Here is a 16,659-nt window from a genome sequence, read left to right on the forward strand (position 1 = left end):
GTGTATACTTAATATCCATCATAGTATACATAGGAGGAAATAGCAAATGATTTTTTATTCAAAATGAACATCAATTACCATAACTTCGCTATTTGTTCCAACACGCATGTCGGGTCCGTAGACACCAATGCCGGAAGTGACAAAGCTGTACATGCTGTCAATCATTTTCATGCCCCAGTAATTTTCCCACACAAACGGTTGAACAATCGTCAGTGGGAAAAACTGGCCGGCATGTGTGTGACCAGAAAGAACTATATCAACACCGTGCGCATTGTAATCAGACAGATGATCAGGTTCATGGCTTATCACAAAAAGCGGCATAGATGGATCAAGATTCTTTGTGAGTTCATCAAGAGAAGCACGTTTTTTTGTTCCATTTCCGGTGCGTTTTTCATCAAGACGTCCAGTAAGATAAAAGCTGTTGTCTATTATTGCTGTCTCATCCTCAAGCACGCTAATATTACTTTTTTTAAGAAATTCATACATGCGCGGATCGCGCGGTGCATTTTTTGAAGAAATTGGAAAACCGGCAATCAATGTCTCTGTCACATCATGGTTTCCAAATACGGCATATGTTCCGTAAGTGCTGTTTATCTGTGACAGGAGCATTTCGAGGCGCTCTGGATTATCAAGAGCATCGAAGTTATTATCAAAAATATCTCCTGCAATAACAACAATATCAGCATTCTCGGAATTAATTGCAGCAACCATGTCCTCAATCTGGGAGCAGCCAACACTGTAGCCAAGATGAAAATCTCCAAGTAAAATCATTCGTAAATCTGTCAGATTGCCGGCACTTTTTTGAATAGTGGCTTTATAGTGGGCGGTAGTCAGCATCTTTGCGTGAAAGCATCCATATACGGTAAAGCTGATACTAAGTAAAATGACAAGAAAGCCAAGTATAGTGCGAAGAAATACAGAAGACAAAAGATGCTTGCTTGATTTTATATAACGTGAAGCAAGCTTTAGAAGCAGCAAAAAAAGATCAGCTGTGAGAATAAAGAAAATCAGATAAATTAAGAAGCCAATCCAATAATTGCTGAATCGCAAAATCAAGAGCTGATAATCATTTTCAGGAAGAAATTTCCCTAAAAAAATGCTGGCAGCAAAGATTAATATTAGTCCGCACACAATAATGTTAAAGGCGCGGCGCTTTGGAAGATATATCTTTTTTGTCCATCTGCAAAATGACCACATAACGTAGCAGCAGAGGGTTATATAGACAGTTAGCATGAACCATTTCAGCATAGGCGTTACCTTAACCTTTTTTGAGTGATCGTGTTGTGCCGCCATCCTCGAAAGTCACTGGAAGAAGTGTCAGGCTAGGGATCATAGAACGATCCTCTGTTGTGATAATTTCTACACATTTTGCGGCAAGCTGCGGCAGTGGTTGGCACATTGAGGAGACAAAAAGATCTTCTTTTGACCCACCAAATTTGCGGATACCGTCAAAACCAATAAGCTGTACATCTTCTGGGACACGGTATCCTTCCTTTTGCAAAAGCTTCTTGAATATATAACCGTGATAATCTGTATGACAGAAAACTCCGTCAAAGGAAAGAGAGCCATCTGATTTTTTATGCTTATCAATAAATTGCTTCATCATATCAATGAAATTATCACAATCTTCCATGTCAAGAAAGTCGGGAGTTATATGATATTTTTTGCAGGCAGCCAAATAGCCATCTTTTCGCTTGTCAGATTCTCCAGGGAAGATAGAATGAAAACGAATGTATACTGGATGGCGACAGCCAAGCTCAAGCAGCTTTTCAATAGCCATCATGCTGCCATTATAATTATCTGATGCAACTCGAGGAATGTTGCGGTTTTCAAAGAAGCGGTCGAAGACAACAATCGGAATATCAGGATTGATAAAATTTCCAATATCTGAGTAGGTCAGTGCAACAATTCCGTTAACTTTGTTTTGCGTTGCCAGATTTAAATAAGCAATCTCCTTTTCAGGAATACCATCTGAGCAGCAAAGCATTGTTTTTAATCCTTTTTTGTATAAGGCATCCTCAATATAATCGGTAAGGGCTGCAAAAAAAGGATTTAGCATGTTGGGAATAATCACGGCAACTAGTCCTGTTTTTTTTGTTTTTAATCCTCGTGCATAGGTATTTATTTCATAGTGGAGGCTGGCAATGGCAGCTTCCACTTTCTTTTTATATTCCTCGCGCACAGTAATTCCGTTAATAACTTTAGAAACGGTGCCAAGTGAAACTCCAGCCTCCTTTGCGACGTCTTTCATAGTGGGCGCGTTTGTTTTTGCCATAAAGATCCTCCTGAAACGTTATATTAATGAATAGTATATCATAATTTATTTATAAATAGTATACCACAAAAATATGAAACGTTATATTGTTGCATATGCACAAAAGCAAGATAATAAAATTGAATATACTGCATATAAATGAGAAAAATATAAGGAAAATAGTTGACAATATGAAAAAACATAACTATAATGAAAATACAAACATGAAACGTTTCAAGTAACACTCAAAGTAAAAGAAAGAAGGGAAGAGCATGAAGAAGGCAAAACAAGGAGCAGTGCCTGTTCCGAAGAAAAATCTGTGGAAGCAAATCGCAAAGCATTGGGAGTTTTATGTGCTGCTGCTTCCAGGCATCATTTTGACAATTATTTTTAAATATGTTCCAATGTATGGTGTACAGATTGCTTTCCGTGATTACAATCCAGTTGGAGGCTTTTTTGGAAGTCCGTGGGTAGGATTGAAATGGTTTGAGCGTTTCTTTAACAATTATAACAGCATACGAATGATCAAAAATACGGTATTGCTGAGTCTTTACAGTATTTTGTGGACATTTCCAATTCCGATCATACTGGCACTTTTAATCAATCAGGTGAAGTGGAAAAAGTTCCAGCGTGTTTCGCAGACGATACTCTATGCACCTCATTTTATTTCAACAATGATCCTGTGTGGTATGCTTCGTATTTTCCTTTCTCCATATGGAGGACTGATCAGTACAATCATTCAGGCATTCGGCGGAAAAGCAACTAACTTAATTGACTCTGCAACTGCATTTCGTACCATCTACATTTCATCTAGTGTATGGCAGGACGCAGGTTGGGGAACAATCATTTACATTGCAACATTATCAAGCGTAGATGCGTCACTGCATGAAGCTGCAAGAGTGGATGGTGCGACACCGCTTCAGAGAATCTTCTATATTGACATTCCTGAACTTATACCTGTTATTGTAATTCAGCTGATTATGTCGTTTGGAAACTTGATGAATGTCGGATTTGAAAAGGCATATCTGCTTCAGACAAGCTTAAACAAGGCAACATCAGAAATTATCGCAACTTATGTATATGAGCAGGGTCTTTTGAAGGCAATGTACAGTTTTTCAACAGCAGTTGGATTGTTTAATACTGTTGTTAATATAGTGTTGCTGGTTGTGGTGAATACAGTATGTAAACGCCTGTCAGATGTGAGCTTTATTTAAAAGGGGGAATAAGATATGGCAAGCAATATGAAAATAAAAAAGAAATCTTCCGAGAAGACATTTGACATTATCAATGGTGCGTTTTTATTGATTCTTGTTATTTTAGTAGCGTATCCGCTGTATTATGTATTAATTGCGTCAATCTCTGATCCATATGAGGTTTATGCGGGAAAAACATTCTTATTGCCTTCGAAGATCACATTTGAGGGTTACAAGAGAGTATTTAAAGAAAACTCAATTGCAGGCGGCTATCTGAATAGCATTTATTATACTGTTCTTGGAACAGTTGTATCTGTTGCACTTGTATTGACAACAGGCTATTGTATGTCAAAAAAGACGCTTCCATTTCGACGCGCAATCATGATCTTCTATGTTATTACAATGTATGTTGGCGGTGGATTGATTCCGACTTACCTGGTTGTATCAAAGATGCATATGCTTAATAGTGTTTGGGCACTTATTCTTCCTGGCGGTGTATCTGTCTACAATGTTATTGTAACAAGAACATTCTTTGAGACAAGCATTCCGCAGGAGTTATATGAGGCTGCATCTATTGATGGAAGTGGAAATATCCGTACTTTTGTAAAGATTGCACTTCCGCTTGCAAAGCCTATTATCGCAGTAATGGTTATCTTTACAATGGTTGCTTATTGGAATGACTGGTTTACAGCACTTATTTACATGCAGGAAAAAAGCAGATATCCACTGCAGCTTGTTCTTCGTCAGATTTTGATTCAAAGTCAGGCGATGGCAAGCATGATGGGAAATATGGATGGTGGTTATGCGGAAGCAAATAAGCTGACAGAGTTAATTAAGTTTGCATCAATTGTAGTAGGCTCTGTTCCGATGCTGATTGCGTATCCGTTTGTACAGAAATATTTTGAAAAAGGCTTTATGGCAGGAGCTGTAAAGGGCTGATTTGTCCAAATGCCAATATAATAAAAGGTTATAATAAAAAGGTTACAATAAAATAAACAATATATATTTTTTAAGGAGGACTTTGTAATGAAAAAGGCAAACAAAATGATGGCACTTACCATGGCAGCAGCAATGCTGGTTCCTCAGATGGCATTTGCAGGTGAATCTGAACAGACAACATTCAACATCTTTGCAGGTGTCAGCGCATTATCACCAGACAATAGTGAGAAGCCGCTTGTACAGCAGATGAATGAAGCAATGGGCGTAACTATTGATTGGAACTGTGTATCAGGAGATACGCTGACTGAGAAGAAGAACCTGATTTTAAATGCAGGTGTTGATATGCCAGATGCATTTATGGCAGCAGAATTAACAGACTATGAGCTGATTAATTATGGTAGCTATGGTGTTCTGATTCCGCTTGAGGATTATATCAATGAGGAGACAATGCCAAATCTGACTGCATTGGCAGAGAAGAGACCAGAGCTTCTTGCTACAGCAACTATGCCAGACGGTCATATCTATGGACTTCCAGGTATTTCTGAGATGGGTTACATTGATGATGATGGAACTTATATTGGAATTGGTGCTATCCCGCAGTTTACTTCTATCAATAAGGATTGGCTGGAGAAGGTTGGAATGGAAATGCCGACAACACTCGATGAACTCCACGATGTACTTGTTGCATTTAAGGAAAATGACTGCAATGGAAATGGTGATGCAACTGATGAGATTCCGATGTCCTTTATGGCAAACAATTGGTGTGCTGGAATGACAACACTGTTTGCAGGATTTGGTTTTACCGATTATAACGAGGATCACAGAGCTATTGATAATGGAAAGGTATATTATCAGGCAACTAGCGAAAACTATAAGAATGCAATTGCTTACTTCCATAAGTGGTTTGAGGAAGGTCTGATTGATATTGAAGTATTCTCTCAGGATTCCAGCCAGTATATTGCAAAGGGCAATGGCGAGGATGCAAGACTGGGTGTATTTACCTGGTGGGAAATTCCGGAAGTTGTTGGAAATGAGAGAGCAGAAAGTTATGAGTATCTCCCGATTCTTGATGGCCCGGACGGAACTCATCATGTAAACTTAAATGAGTGTGGAACAACTAACCATAAGAATTTCTCTATTACAAGCGCATGTAAGAATCCAGAACTGTTATTAAAGTGGGTAGATCAGATGTATGATCCGATTAACAGTATGCAGGCAATTTATGGTGCAATCGGTTCTTATTGGAACGAGGAGCCAGATGAGAAGGGCTGTTACACGATGAGAGATTTAAAGGATGGTGAGACAGCAGGTGAGCTGAAGTCAAAGAATGAGTTGTTAGGACCTACAGAGCAGCTGACAGAGGATTATGGTACTTACTATTATCTTGAGGATCGTGCTCAGCAAAGAATTGATGACATACGTGATTTCTGGTTCCAGTATGTAGATTCTACAGAGTATTATCCTTCTGTTGTGTTTACAGAAGAAGAAACAAATACAATTAATGACTATTTAAGTGATTTAAAGGCATTGACAGAAGAAAAGACTGCTCACTGGCTTACAGATGGCGGCATCGAAGATGAGTGGGACGATTATGTTTCTGCAATGGACAGCATGGGACTGCAAGACGTTGTTGCAGCATGGCAGGCTGCATATGACCGTTATGTAGAGGCTCAGTAAAAAAGACCTGAGAAAATGGGGCAGGCATGAAAATGCCTGCCCTTGCTGTATCCGTGAACAATGATAAAAAGCTCATAGACAGAGCAGGGGCAGGGAGTGGATGAAAAAGAATATAGCAAAGAAGTAGAACAAAGGGTCAATATCAAAGGAGGATGAAAATGTTATCACAGTTTAAGATGAATCCGGATCCAGCGTATCAAAACAGGTTACTTCCTGAGAGAGATAATGCTTCTTTTTTTGATGGATATTCAGTATGGTTTTATAAGGAACAGGGAGATTTGCAGCAGGCAAATGCATTTACGCTTGAATTTGAAATTGCTCCATTTGGCATTTCAAGTGAAGGTGATGCTATATTTTCCTGTATGGATCGAAAAACAAGTGAAGGAATGGCAGTCAGACTGACATCAGATGGAAAAGTTGAGGTGATTCTCGGCTTTGGTGGACGACAAATGGTATTTTACTCCATTCGTGAGAACGTTGATCTTGAAAAATGGAATCATATATTTGTTATTTACCGTTTTCGCGAAGGCTGGTGTGATCTTGTGGTCAACGGCGTGTTATCAAATCGTTTACAGTTTGGCCGTTTTCAGAAGATAAAATGGCCAAGACATAAGATTTTCATCGGAAAAGATGCCGATAAGGATTGTTTGACACCTCAGATGGGTGTTTTCTGGGGATGGATGAAAAATATACAATTTTTATCAGAAGCAGTTTCAGTTGAACAAGCCATAAAAGATTCAAAAAGAGAAAATTCTTTAGAGAAAGTATTATACACGCCAAACAGAACAAGATTTTTGAATGATGCAAACCGCCCGCAATATCATTTGATTGAACCAGAAAAATGGATGAATGAGCCGCATGCACCATTTTTCTATAATGGCTATTATCATATCTTTTATCAGGCTAATCTGCATGCACCTATCTGGGATTCCATTCAGTGGGGACATCTGGCAAGCAAAGATATGGTTCATTGGAAGGATCTGCCGTTAGCACTGCAGTCAGAAAATGGTTTTTATGATGAGCTTGGATGCTGGTCAGGAAGTGGACTGGTTGACAAAGATGGTGTGCCGCGCATTTATTACACGGCTGGAAATAACAATCGTTTTCCGAATCAGGCAGTTGCATTGGCACAGCCGGAAGATACAGAAGAAGATCCGCTTTTAAAGAAATGGAAAAAATATCCTTCATTAATAAAAGAACAGGATATAGGCTGGTTGGGAGAATTTAGGGATCCATTTGTCTGGATAGAGCAGGATAATTATTTTATGCTGGTTGGTACAGGAGATGAGCATAATGGAGGCGGAAATGCAGCATTGTATGTGTCAGCAGATGGCTTAAATTGGGAATCTTGCGGAATGCTTGTGGATTATGATTATGAAATTAATCAAAAATGTGGTCATGTGTGGGAGCTTCCTGTGTTGCTTCCGCTTCGAGATGATTCTGGAAAGATTGTATGTCATATTATGATGTTTTGTGCTTGCCAGATAGAACATGATATTGTAGAGACATATTATTTTCTTGGAAACTGGGATGCGTCAAAGAAAACATTCACAAAATGGAATGACCATGCAATGCTTCTTGATCTTGGATATGGTACTTTTACTGGCCCTAGTGGATTTGTTACGCCTGATAAACGAAGTGTTGTATTTACAATCGCGCAGGGAAAACGGCCATTTTCAGATGAGTATCATGCAGGATGGGCACATAATGGTGGACTGCCATTGCAGCTTTGGTGGGATAATGGGCTAAAAATGCAGCCTATTCGTGAGATATTGTCATGTGAAGAGAAAATGCTTCTTGAAAGAACAAACTGTGGTATAGAAGAACTAAATCACGATCTGGAAAAGATTAATTCCAATTGTATGTATGTAAAGCTGACTACAGATGCGGATGAAATCGCAATATGCACAGAAAGTGTAGTTGATGAGTCAAGGTATGTTCAAGTAGTGTATAACCGCAATACAAAACGCTTTTTTGCACGAAACGCAGAAGGAAAAGAAATTTCTAGATTTCGCGATTTATGTGATCTGGTTGAAGTTGAGGGAGAGATTACAATAGAGTATTTTCTTGATCATTCGATGATTGAGGTTTATTTAAATCAGAGAAAAGCAATGACACTTCGAAATTACGTGGCAGACGGAGAACGAAAAATCAGTGTAAGCTCAAGTAGTACCAATGCAAGAGTTAGTTCTATACAGCTTTGGAATATGAAAAGTGCTTATGACTAAAAAAGTCTTGATAAGATATATAAACCTGGTAAAATAGCACAAAAAACAATATAAAAATTTGCTGTTTTGCCAAAGTGTTAAGCGGTTGACACAAATGGCATTTCGAGTATATACTTACAGTGTAAGATAGGTACGCAAACAAATTTATAAATAATAAAGACAGCAAACAAAAGGGAGGAAATATGATCAGCGAAAAATTAGAAAAGGCAAGAGCTTATGAAGCAGAGAACGAGAAAAAGATCACACCACAGATGAGACCGGTGTTTCACCTGACACCACGAGTTGGCTGGATGAATGATCCAAATGGTTTTTCTTATTATAATGGAGCATATCACATGTTCTATCAGTATTACCCATATCGTCCATTCTGGGGACCGATGCATTGGGGTCATGCAGTGAGTAAGGATCTTCTGCACTGGAATTATCTTCCTGCAGCACTTGCACCAGATGAACCGTATGAAAACGGCGGCGGCTGCTTCTCAGGAAGTGCGATTGATCTTGCTGATGGACGTCAGCTTCTTGTGTATACAGGTGTATTATCTGAAAAACAGCCAGATGGAACAATGCACGATGTACAGCAGCAGTGCGTGGCAGTTGGTGATGGCGTAAATTATGAAAAGTGCGAAAATAATCCTGTTATGACAGCAAAACAGCTGCCGAGTGATTCAAACAGATTTGATTTTAGAGATCCGAAGGTATGGAAGGCAGCAGACGGAAGCTATCGCTGTGTGATGGTAAACTGTGATAACAAGGGAGATGGACGTGCAGTTTTGTTTGAAAGCAAGGATGGCTTCTCATGGAACTTTAAGAGCATTTTAGCACAGAATAACGGAAAGTTTGGAAAGATGTGGGAGTGTCCGGATCTGTTTGAGCTGGATGGAAAGGCAGTTTTGATTGTAAGTCCGATGGAGATGGAAGCAGAAGGACTTGAATATCCAAATGGTCACGGTGTTGTATGCCAGATCGGAACCTACGACGATGAGACAGGAACCTTTACATGTGAGCATGCACAGACTGTTGATTATGGTGTTGATTTTTATGCACCGCAGTCTACACAGACACCAGATGGCAGAAGAGTCATGATTGGATGGATGCAAAACTGGGCATTTGTTAACCAGCATGCAGAGACTGAGCCATGGTTTGGTCAGATGGCACTGCCAAGAGAGCTGTCAATTGTTGATGGCAAGCTGATTCAGCGTCCGACAAAGGAATTTGATGCATGCCGCAAAAATCCAGTTTCACACAATGGTGTGTGTGTAGCAGGTTTAGAGGCAGTAAAGCTTGAAGGCATTGAAGGTCGTGTGGCTGATGTTGAACTTACGATTGCACCAAAAAGCAAGGACGACAGTTACTATATGTTTGAAATGAGATTTGCACAGGATGACAAGCATTACACAGCACTTCGCTATCGTACGCACGAGTCTGAGCTTGAGCTTGACAGAAGCTACTCTGATTCTAGAATTGCGATGGTTCACAAGCGTTCCTGCAAGGTAAAAGATAACGGCGGTAAGCTTAAGCTTCGTGTTGTGATTGACCGTTTTAGTGCAGAGGTTTTTGCAAACGATGGTGAGCAAGTGATGAGTGTAACATTTACGACAGATACTGCGGCAAAGGAAATTTCATTTGTGGCAGATGGAACAGTATACATGGATATTGTAAAGTACGATATTGAGTAATTCGCAATATCGACAAAAACATAATCAGATGCCAGAGCACGACAGCTGCAGGGAGGCAGAAAAAAATTGAAAACAAACTCGGATGAGATGCATAATCAGGAAATGGTATTAAAAAAAATAAGACAGAGCAGTGAAGTTTTTGATAAATTGGCAAATTCATATGAGGTTTGGGTGCCGGAAAGCGGATGGCTTGCCGGCCGCCGAAACCGGGATAAGAATGACAGCAAGAGAAAAAATCTTACAGATTGGTCAATCTTGTCGTTCTTGCTTGAGATTGATAACTGTCATTATCCGATGGCAGACAGCTATCTTCAATATGGCATTGATGGTGTGATTAGAATTGCAGCAGAGACACTTGAAACACTTAAAAATAATTTGCAAAGCGAATTGCAGGATCAAACGCAGTTAGATATTGCGTATTTGGAAAGTTTGCTTCATGTCTGGAAGCGTTTTCGACAGTTTGTTGCAGATCACATGGTACTTGCACTAGAATGTGTAAAGCAGGAAACAAGTGATACTAAAAAGAAGCGTTATGAAAAAATTGCAAAGATATGTCAGAATTTGACAATAAACAAGCCAAACACATTTTGCGAGGCACTCCAACTTTTTTGGTTTACATATTTGTTTCGCAGTCCATTTGGTGCAGGATGTATTGGAAGACTTGATCAGCTGTTATATCCATTTTATAAGCATGATTGTGAAATGGGTATTTGGGATCAGCAAGAAGCAGAAAAAATGCTTGAAGAGATGTTTACCAGAATGAATGAGATCAATACTGGTGATACTCTGCGAAATCTGATGCTTTCAGGACAAGATGCCAAAGGAAATGATCAGACGAATGAGATTACTTATTTGATTCTGGTAGCGTATGAAAATACGGGCGGATCTGAGCCGCATTTGAACGTACGTTTTCACGAAAAAACACCGAAAAAGCTTCGCGATAACTGCATAAATATGTTGTCATCTGGAAGTGGACAGCCAACAATCTATTTTGATGAAGCTGTACTTCCTGCAATGGAAAAGGCTGGTATTTGTCACGAGGATGCCTGCCAATATGCAAATGACGGTTGTACAGAGACGGTAATTGCAGGAAAGAGTGCGATTGTTTTCTGGCAGTATGAGATGGTCAAAACAGTGGAACTTACCTTGTTTGGAGGAAACGAAAATCCGTGTGTTAAGCCAGTTTCTATGAAAAAAAATAGCATACATGGGGCGGATTTTGTACCGAAAACAAATCTTTTGATTGGAATTGAATCAAAAAAACCACAGGAGTTGACTACATTTTCTGAGTTTTTAAGTGCTTTCTTTGAGCAGATGGATCATCAGCTTGATCATTACTTTTTGATGATTAAACAGAAAATGCAGGAAGACCAGACAGTATCCATTACTAGTCCATTTACGGCAGGTACTTTTGAGAAATGTCTGCGTACCGGAAAAGATCCGCTTCGCGGAGGTGGCTTTGATATCACTAATTATCAGCTGCTTTCAGGAAGCATAGGAACAGCGGCCGACTGTTTATATGCAATACAGTCAGCTGTATATGAGAAAAAGCTAGTTACAATGGAAGAACTGATCAAGGCACTTTCTGTTGATTTTGAAGGCTATGAAGTGTTAAGACAGCAGCTGTTGCATCTGCCAAAGTACGGAAACGATAAAAAGGAAGTAGATGCATTGGCGAAGCAGATTGCAGACCATTTTCTGGCGCGTGTCAATGCTTTTCGTGGACCAGAGAATACACTGTTGTATCCTGGTCTGTACAACATTGATTTTAAAATTTTTGCAAATGTGACAGGAGCTACGCCTGATGGACGACGTTTTCGCGATGCGATTGCAGAACACTGTAGTCCGACACCGGGGGCTGCAAAGAAGGGCCCGACAGCTATTTTGAACTCAGCGGCAACGCTTCCTATGAAAGAGGGCTTTGCATCATCAGTGCTTCATCTGACGCTTGACAAAAATGGCTACAGTATGGGTGCAGACCGCATAAAAATCATAGATACACTTTTGCGTGCATCCGAAAAAAAGAAGATTCCGGTCTTGAGCCTTACTATGTATGATAAGGTTGAGCTTTTAGATGCCCAACTTCATCCCGAAAAGCATCAGGATTTGATTGTGCGAGTCTGGGGCTTTCAGGCAAGATTTACAGAGCTTGATAAAGAACTTCAGGATCATATTATCAATCGAATCAGCTGACAAGAATGGAGGCAAAGGGTGGAACAAACAGCAATGGTCATGGATATTCAGCGCTTTTCGATCCATGATGGACCAGGAATTAGAACAACAGTGTTTTTAAAAGGATGTCATATGAGCTGTCTGTGGTGCCATAATCCAGAGTCCCAATATGCAAAGCCGCAGCTTATGTTTTATGAAGCGCAATGTATTGGCTGCGGACGATGTGTAAAAAAATGCATCCGATATACATTTAAGAAGAAAACACGGCCAAACACACAAATCCACGTTCTTTATGAGCCAGATCTTAAGATCTGTAGGGATTGTGAACAAATGAGAAGCTGTGCAGAAAACTGTCCGTCAGAGGCTCTTCGTCTGTGTGGAAGAACTATGACAGTGCAGGAAGTGATGACAGAAATTGAAAAGGATGTGGATTGCTATATTGATGGCGGAGGGGTCACTTTCTCAGGAGGAGAACCGCTTTTGCAAAGTGCATTTCTTAAAGAAATTCTTCCAAAATGTGCAGAAAAGAAAATTTCTGTCTGTCTTGACACAACACTTGAGGTTATGTGGGAGAAAATAGAGCCACTGTTGCCGTATGTCGGTTTGTTTTTGGTGGATGTTAAAATTTTGAATCCAGAGAAGGCATCTGTGTATCAAGGCATTTGCTATAAAAATATGCCGAAGAATTTAAAGCGGCTTTCTGATTTGAATATTCCGGTGATTATACGAGTGCCGCTCGCAAAAGGCATTAACGATACGCCAGAAGAAATCGAAAGGAGAGAGACTCTTTTGAAATCACTGACCAACATCATTAGGATAGATTCTTTTTATGTGAGCAATCATGGAGCATCTAAGTATAAGGCATTACAAAAAGAAATGATGTGGAAGGCAAGTGTAGCAGATGAAAAAAGCGATCAATTAGATATTGGAGGTATAAAATAAAATGAAACAGTATGATGTAACAGCGCTTGGCGAGCTTTTGATTGATTTTACAGAAAATGGAACAAGTGCACAGGGAAATCCACTTTTTGAGGCTAATCCAGGCGGAGCTCCATGTAATGTGCTTGCGATGCTTACAAAGCTTGGTCATAAAACTGCATTTATTGGAAAGGTAGGAGATGACTTCTTTGGAAAGCAGTTAAGAGAAGCTATCACAGAGGTAGGAATTGATTCAACTGGACTTTTAAGCGATCCTGAAATTCATACAACACTTGCAATGGTTCATACATATCCAGACGGTGATCGCGACTTTTCTTTCTACCGCAATCCGGGTGCTGATATGATGTTAAAGGAAGATGAGATTCCTACAGAGCTGATCAAAAACTCTAAAATCTTCCATTTTGGAACATTGTCCATGACACATGATGGTGTACGCGCTGCAACAAAAAAAGCAATCTCTATTGCAGAAGAAGCAAATGCGCTTATTTCCTTTGACCCGAATCTTCGCCCACCGCTGTGGAAGTCTTTAGATGATGCAAAAGAGCAGGTACTTTATGGTCTTGGTCATTGTCATATTTTAAAGATCTCTGACAATGAGATCCAGTGGCTTACCGGAAAAGAAGATTATACCGATGGTGTAAACTGGATTCGTGAGCGCTACAATATTCCGCTGATTCTTGTATCTATGGGTAAGGAAGGAAGCCGTGCATATTATGAAGATAAGATTGTAGAGATAAAGCCATTTTTGCAGAAAAATACTATTGAGACAACAGGTGCAGGTGATACCTTCTGCGGTTGTGTACTGCACTATATTTGTGAACATGGACTAGATAATCTTACAGAGGCTGATTTGACATCAATGCTTACATTTGCAAATGCAGCAGCAGCAAGAATCACAACGCGAAAAGGTGCACTTCGTGTTATGCCAGATCGTGCAGAGATTGAGAAAGAGATTGTAAGCAGATAATAACAAAAAGGAGAAGGTATGATCAGTCAGAAATTATCCGAAGCACGAGTGTATGAAATAAAAAAGGAAGCAGAGATTGCGATTGAAAATCGACCTGTTTTTCATCTAACACCGCGTGTGGGCTGGCTAAATGATCCTAATGGTTTTTCATTTTATGACGGGTTGTATCATTTGTTTTATCAATACAATCCATATAGGCCATTTTGGGGACCTATGCATTGGGGTCATGTCATTAGCCGTGATTTGCTGCATTGGACATATCAGCCTGCAGTACTTGCACCAGATCAGCCGTATGACAATGGAAACGGCTGCTTTTCGGGCAGTGCGCAGACTCTTGATGATGGAAGGCAGATCCTTTTGTATACTGGAGTTTCATGGGAGAAACAGTCAGATGGTTCTATGAAGGAAATCCAGCAGCAGTGCATAGCATCAGGCGATGGTGAAGTTTATAAAAAATACGAAAAGAATCCTGTAATTTCATCTGATCAGCTTCCCAAAGGATATGACAGATCGAATTTTCGTGATCCGAAGCTTTGGAAAGAGAAAGATGGAAGTTGGCGCTGTGTTACGGTCAGTCGTAATGAGACAAATGGCGGAGGCGTTCTATTATTTGAAAGCTCAGACTGCATTTCATGGAAGTTTAAAAGTGTTATGGCAGAAAATATGAATCGCTTCGGGAGAATGTGGGAGTGTCCGGATTTCTTCACGCTTGATGGGCAAAATGTGCTGATCGTGAGCACGATGGAGATGGAGGCAGAGGAACTGGAATATCCCAATGGAAACGGAGTGGTTTGCCAGATAGGTCACTTTGATAATCAGACAGGTCAGTTTCACAGTATTTCTTCTCAGTCAGTCGACTATGGCATTGATTTTTATGCACCACAGACTATGCTTGCACCAGACGGACGCAGGATTTTGATAGGCTGGATGCAAAATCTGGCATCGGTCAATCAACATTCGGAAAAGGAGCCTTGGTTTGGGCAGATGACCATTCCACGAGAATTGTCGGTTAAAAAAGGAAGATTGATCCAGCGTCCCGTAAGAGAGCTAGATGCCTGCCGCCACAATATGGTTTCATATACAAATGCAATAATATCTGGAGAAAAGACGCTTAAGGGTGTTTGTGGACGTATCGCAGATATTGAGCTTTCAATCGCACCACAAAGTGAAGAAAATAGATATTATATGTTTGAAATGCGCTTTGCGCAGGATGACAAACATTATACGTCACTTCGTTACCATCCGCATGAGTCTGAGCTTGAGCTTGACAGAAGCTATTCTGGTTCAAGAATAGCAATGGTACATAAGCGTTCATGCAAGGTGCAAGACAACAGTGGATCACTCAAGCTTCGAGTTGTAATCGATCGTTTCAGCGCAGAAGTTTTTGTAAACGATGGTGAGCAGGTGATGAGTATCACTTTTAAGACAGATTTAAAGGCAGAGAAAATTTCATTTGTTGCATACGGTGTTGTTAAGATAGATATTTTAAAATATGAAATAAGATAAAATAGATAAAATGATATGGCATTTGATGCAATGCCATATCATTTTTTTGAAATAAAAATGAAAGAAAACAAGAATATAAATAAAAATATACATCACAAAAGTTATATAAAAGCCATAATTGTTAAATTTACACAAGATACAAGGGAGGATATAATAAAAGAAAAAAAGGAGGCGTAAACAAATGAGTAGTAGCACAAAAACGGGACGAAAATTAAGAAAACGTTTCAAAAAAGAACTGCCATTTCATTTGATGCTTTTGCCAGCGGTGGTGATGGTAGTGCTTTTTAAGTACATTCCAATGGCAGGGTTGAGTATTGCTTTTCAGGATTACTCGCCGCTGTATAGCATTTTTGAACAGGAATGGTGTGGATGGGAAAATTTTAAGTATATCTTTTCTCTTTCAACATTCCCAAGAGTTATTTACAACACACTGTTTATTGCAATTATGAAAATTGCAGCAGGTATTATTGTGCCAGTTACAGTAGCGCTTTTGCTGAATGAAGTTCGAAACATTGTTTACAAGAGAACATTACAGACTATCGTGTATTTACCACATTTTATTTCATGGGTTGCGTTAGCAGGTATTTTTCTGGACGTATTGGGAATGGATGGAATTGTGAATAACTTTTTGGCAGCTATTGGATTGAACCGAGTGTATTTTCTTGGAAATGAAAAGGTGTTTCCATTTACAATGGTCGTGACAGATACATGGAAAACATTTGGATGGAATACAATCGTTTATCTGGCAGCCATTACTGGTATTTCACCAGCACTTTATGAGGCAGCGGCACTAGACGGTGCAGGTCGATTCCGTCAGATCCTTCATGTAGCAATTCCTGGTATTCTTCCAATCGTATTGCTGATGACGGTTCTTTCTATTGGTAATGTACTTCGTGCAGGTTTTGATCAGATCTTTAATCTGTATTCACCACTTGTATATTCAACAGGAGATATAATTGATACATTTGTTTACCGAATGGGCATTTTGGGAGCACAGTTTGGCCCGGCAACAGCAGTTGGATTGTTCCAGTCAGTTGTATCGTGTGTGCTGATTGTTGCAGGATACTGGGCTGCTGAAAAGTTTGCAGGATATCAAGTATTCTAAAGA

Annotated in this window: 13 protein-coding genes; 11 read left to right on the top strand and 2 right to left on the bottom strand. The window is 39.7% G+C overall.

Annotated elements, in window-relative coordinates; all coding sequences use genetic code 11:
- Window positions 1-54: 54 nt before the first annotated feature.
- Both LKD48_RS03450 and LKD48_RS03455 read right to left on the bottom strand, forming a co-directional pair.
- Window positions 55-1,248 carry a metallophosphoesterase gene (locus LKD48_RS03450; protein WP_262537843.1) on the bottom strand — a complete coding sequence of 398 codons (1,194 nt, stop codon included), beginning with the start codon at window positions 1,246-1,248 and terminating at the stop codon, window positions 55-57.
- A gap of 10 nt (window positions 1,249-1,258) precedes the next feature.
- Window positions 1,259-2,275, bottom strand: coding sequence for a LacI family DNA-binding transcriptional regulator (locus LKD48_RS03455; protein ID WP_262537845.1), 1,017 nt, complete (start codon window positions 2,273-2,275; stop codon window positions 1,259-1,261).
- Between the two features lie 251 nt (window positions 2,276-2,526).
- Between LKD48_RS03455 and LKD48_RS03460 the strand changes: the two genes are divergently transcribed.
- From LKD48_RS03460 to LKD48_RS03510, 11 genes are all read left to right on the top strand, one after another.
- Window positions 2,527-3,468, top strand: a complete 942-nt coding sequence (locus LKD48_RS03460; RefSeq protein WP_262537846.1) for an ABC transporter permease — start codon at window positions 2,527-2,529, stop codon at window positions 3,466-3,468.
- Window positions 3,469-3,483: 15 nt separating this feature from the next.
- A complete protein-coding gene (locus LKD48_RS03465; RefSeq protein ID WP_227101460.1) occupies window positions 3,484-4,386 on the top strand; it encodes a carbohydrate ABC transporter permease in 903 nt (300 codons plus the stop codon).
- Between the two features lie 87 nt (window positions 4,387-4,473).
- Window positions 4,474-6,063 carry a type 2 periplasmic-binding domain-containing protein gene (locus tag LKD48_RS03470; protein WP_262537847.1) on the top strand — a complete coding sequence of 530 codons (1,590 nt, stop codon included), beginning with the start codon at window positions 4,474-4,476 and terminating at the stop codon, window positions 6,061-6,063.
- Between the two features lie 158 nt (window positions 6,064-6,221).
- A complete protein-coding gene (locus LKD48_RS03475) occupies window positions 6,222-8,291 on the top strand; it encodes a glycoside hydrolase family 32 protein (protein WP_308731201.1) in 2,070 nt (689 codons plus the stop codon).
- 182 nt (window positions 8,292-8,473) lie between these two features.
- Entirely contained in the window at window positions 8,474-9,967 is a 1,494-nt protein-coding gene (locus LKD48_RS03480) for a glycoside hydrolase family 32 protein (protein WP_308731202.1), read from the top strand.
- 66 nt (window positions 9,968-10,033) lie between these two features.
- Window positions 10,034-12,160, top strand: a complete 2,127-nt coding sequence (locus LKD48_RS03485) for a pyruvate formate lyase family protein (RefSeq protein ID WP_308731203.1) — start codon at window positions 10,034-10,036, stop codon at window positions 12,158-12,160.
- Window positions 12,161-12,178: 18 nt separating this feature from the next.
- Entirely contained in the window at window positions 12,179-13,081 is a 903-nt protein-coding gene (locus LKD48_RS03490; RefSeq protein ID WP_308731204.1) for a glycyl-radical enzyme activating protein, read from the top strand.
- 1 nt (window position 13,082) lies between these two features.
- Window positions 13,083-14,045 (top strand): carbohydrate kinase family protein, encoded by a 963-nt coding sequence (locus LKD48_RS03495; RefSeq protein WP_227101449.1) that lies wholly within the window; start codon window positions 13,083-13,085, stop codon window positions 14,043-14,045.
- Between the two features lie 18 nt (window positions 14,046-14,063).
- Complete coding sequence (locus LKD48_RS03500; protein WP_308731205.1) at window positions 14,064-15,551, top strand: glycoside hydrolase family 32 protein; 1,488 nt, start codon at window positions 14,064-14,066, stop codon at window positions 15,549-15,551.
- A 15-nt stretch (window positions 15,552-15,566) separates the two neighbouring features.
- Window positions 15,567-15,728 carry a hypothetical protein gene (locus LKD48_RS03505; RefSeq protein ID WP_308731206.1) on the top strand — a complete coding sequence of 54 codons (162 nt, stop codon included), beginning with the start codon at window positions 15,567-15,569 and terminating at the stop codon, window positions 15,726-15,728.
- A 4-nt stretch (window positions 15,729-15,732) separates the two neighbouring features.
- Window positions 15,733-16,656: an ABC transporter permease gene (locus tag LKD48_RS03510; protein ID WP_308731207.1), complete on the top strand. Its 924-nt coding sequence runs from the start codon at window positions 15,733-15,735 to the stop codon at window positions 16,654-16,656.
- The last annotated feature ends 3 nt before the right edge of the window (window positions 16,657-16,659 follow it).

This window comes from Anthropogastromicrobium aceti (genome assembly GCF_020687335.1).
Taxonomy (GTDB): domain Bacteria; phylum Bacillota; class Clostridia; order Lachnospirales; family Lachnospiraceae; genus Anthropogastromicrobium; species Anthropogastromicrobium aceti.